The following is a 3207-nucleotide window of genomic DNA, read 5'->3' as shown; positions in this document are numbered from 1 at the left end:
CCAGATGGCCTCGCTTCAGCAAATTGGGTATGTGACAGCTGTCGGTGTTTGTGAACATCGAACTTTCGGTTCGTTTCGTCTTCACACACCGCAATCTGGTGCTCTTTCGCCTTTCAGCTCGAAGCAAGCAAATTGCTTGGGTGTTATATGGTCAAGCCTCACGGGCAATTAGTATTGGTTAGCTCAACGCCTCACAGCGCTTACACACCCAACCTATCAACGTCGTAGTCTTCGACGGCCCTTCAGGGAACTCAAGGTTCCAGTGAGATCTCATCTTGAGGCAAGTTTCCCGCTTAGATGCTTTCAGCGGTTATCTTTCCCGAACATAGCTACCCGGCAATGCCACTGGCGTGACAACCGGAACACCAGAGGTTCGTCCACTCCGGTCCTCTCGTACTAGGAGCAGCCCCTCTCAAATCTCAAACGTCCACGGCAGATAGGGACCGAACTGTCTCACGACGTTCTAAACCCAGCTCGCGTACCACTTTAAATGGCGAACAGCCATACCCTTGGGACCGGCTTCAGCCCCAGGATGTGATGAGCCGACATCGAGGTGCCAAACACCGCCGTCGATATGAACTCTTGGGCGGTATCAGCCTGTTATCCCCGGAGTACCTTTTATCCGTTGAGCGATGGCCCTTCCATACAGAACCACCGGATCACTAAGACCTACTTTCGTACCTGCTCGACGTGTCTGTCTCGCAGTCAAGCGCGCTTTTGCCTTTATACTCTACGACCGATTTCCGACCGGTCTGAGCGCACCTTCGTACTCCTCCGTTACTCTTTAGGAGGAGACCGCCCCAGTCAAACTACCCACCATACACTGTCCTCGATCCGGATAACGGACCTGAGTTAGAACCTCAAAGTTGCCAGGGTGGTATTTCAAGGATGGCTCCACGCGAACTGGCGTCCACGCTTCAAAGCCTCCCACCTATCCTACACAAGCAAATTCAAAGTCCAGTGCAAAGCTATAGTAAAGGTTCACGGGGTCTTTCCGTCTAGCCGCGGATACACTGCATCTTCACAGCGATTTCAATTTCACTGAGTCTCGGGTGGAGACAGCGCCGCCATCGTTACGCCATTCGTGCAGGTCGGAACTTACCCGACAAGGAATTTCGCTACCTTAGGACCGTTATAGTTACGGCCGCCGTTTACCGGGGCTTCGATCAAGAGCTTCGCGTTAGCTAACCCCATCAATTAACCTTCCGGCACCGGGCAGGCGTCACACCCTATACGTCCACTTTCGTGTTTGCAGAGTGCTGTGTTTTTAATAAACAGTCGCAGCGGCCTGGTATCTTCGACCGGCATGAGCTTACGGAGCAAGTCCTTCACCCTCACCGGCGCACCTTCTCCCGAAGTTACGGTGCCATTTTGCCTAGTTCCTTCACCCGAGTTCTCTCAAGCGCCTTGGTATTCTCTACCCAACCACCTGTGTCGGTTTGGGGTACGGTTCCTGGTTACCTGAAGCTTAGAAGCTTTTCTTGGAAGCATGGCATCAACCACTTCGTCATCTAAAAGATAACTCGTCATCAGCTCTCGGCCTTAAGATCCCGGATTTACCTAAGATCTCAGCCTACCACCTTAAACTTGGACAACCAACGCCAAGCTGGCCTAGCCTTCTCCGTCCCTCCATCGCAATAACCAGAAGTACAGGAATATTAACCTGTTTTCCATCGACTACGCTTTTCAGCCTCGCCTTAGGGACCGACTAACCCTGCGTCGATTAACGTTGCGCAGGAAACCTTGGTCTTTCGGCGTGGGTGTTTTTCACACCCATTGTCGTTACTCATGTCAGCATTCGCACTTCTGATACCTCCAGCAAGCTTCTCAACTCACCTTCACAGGCTTACAGAACGCTCCTCTACCGCATCATCCTAAGATGATACCCGTAGCTTCGGTGTATGGTTTGAGCCCCGTTACATCTTCCGCGCAGGCCGACTCGACTAGTGAGCTATTACGCTTTCTTTAAAGGGTGGCTGCTTCTAAGCCAACCTCCTAGCTGTCTAAGCCTTCCCACATCGTTTCCCACTTAACCATAACTTTGGGACCTTAGCTGACGGTCTGGGTTGTTTCCCTTTTCACGACGGACGTTAGCACCCGCCGTGTGTCTCCCATGCTCGGCACTTGTAGGTATTCGGAGTTTGCATCGGTTTGGTAAGTCGGGATGACCCCCTAGCCGAAACAGTGCTCTACCCCCTACAGTGATACATGAGGCGCTACCTAAATAGCTTTCGAGGAGAACCAGCTATCTCCGAGCTTGATTAGCCTTTCACTCCGATCCACAGGTCATCCGCTAACTTTTCAACGGTAGTCGGTTCGGTCCTCCAGTTAGTGTTACCCAACCTTCAACCTGCCCATGGATAGATCGCCCGGTTTCGGGTCTATTCCCAGCGACTAGACGCCCTATTAAGACTCGCTTTCGCTACGCCTCCCCTATTCGGTTAAGCTCGCCACTGAAAATAAGTCGCTGACCCATTATACAAAAGGTACGCAGTCACAGAACAAAGTCTGCTCCCACTGCTTGTACGCATACGGTTTCAGGATCTATTTCACTCCCCTCTCCGGGGTTCTTTTCGCCTTTCCCTCACGGTACTAGTTCACTATCGGTCAGTCAGTAGTATTTAGCCTTGGAGGATGGTCCCCCCATATTCAGACAAAGTTTCTCGTGCTCCGTCCTACTCGATTTCATGACTAAGAGATTTTCGCGTACAGGGCTATCACCCACTATGGCCGCACTTTCCAGAGCGTTCCGCTAATCTCAAAGCCACTTAAGGGCTAGTCCCCGTTCGCTCGCCACTACTAAGGGAATCTCGGTTGATTTCTTTTCCTCAGGGTACTTAGATGTTTCAGTTCCCCTGGTTCGCCTCTTGCACCTATGTATTCAGTACAAGATAACCATCTTATGATGGCTGGGTTCCCCCATTCAGACATCTCCGGATCAAAGTCTGTTTGCCGACTCCCCGAAGCTTTTCGCAGGCTACCACGTCTTTCATCGCCTCTGACTGCCAAGGCATCCACCGTATGCGCTTCTTCACTTGACCATATAACCCCAAGCAATCTGGTTATACTGTGAAGACGACATTCGCCGAAAATTCGAATTTCTCAACTAAGAGAACTCACAAATTTTACCTTAGCCTGATCCGTTACCAGTGAAAGTAACGTTCAGTCTATCTTTCTATCACATACCCAAATTTTTAAAGAACGATT

General features: G+C 50.9%; 1 rRNA gene. It reads right to left on the bottom strand.

Going from position 1 to position 3207, the window contains the following annotated elements:
• Positions 1-147: 147 nt before the first annotated feature.
• Positions 148-3041: ribosomal RNA gene (locus AC3WMT_RS30760) — 23S ribosomal RNA — on the bottom strand.
• Positions 3042-3207: the final 166 nt, after the last annotated feature.

The organism is Pseudomonas sp. FW305-7 (assembly GCF_058786735.1).
Note: the sequence above shows the minus strand (reverse complement) of the source record. Positions and strands in the feature narration are given on the sequence as shown.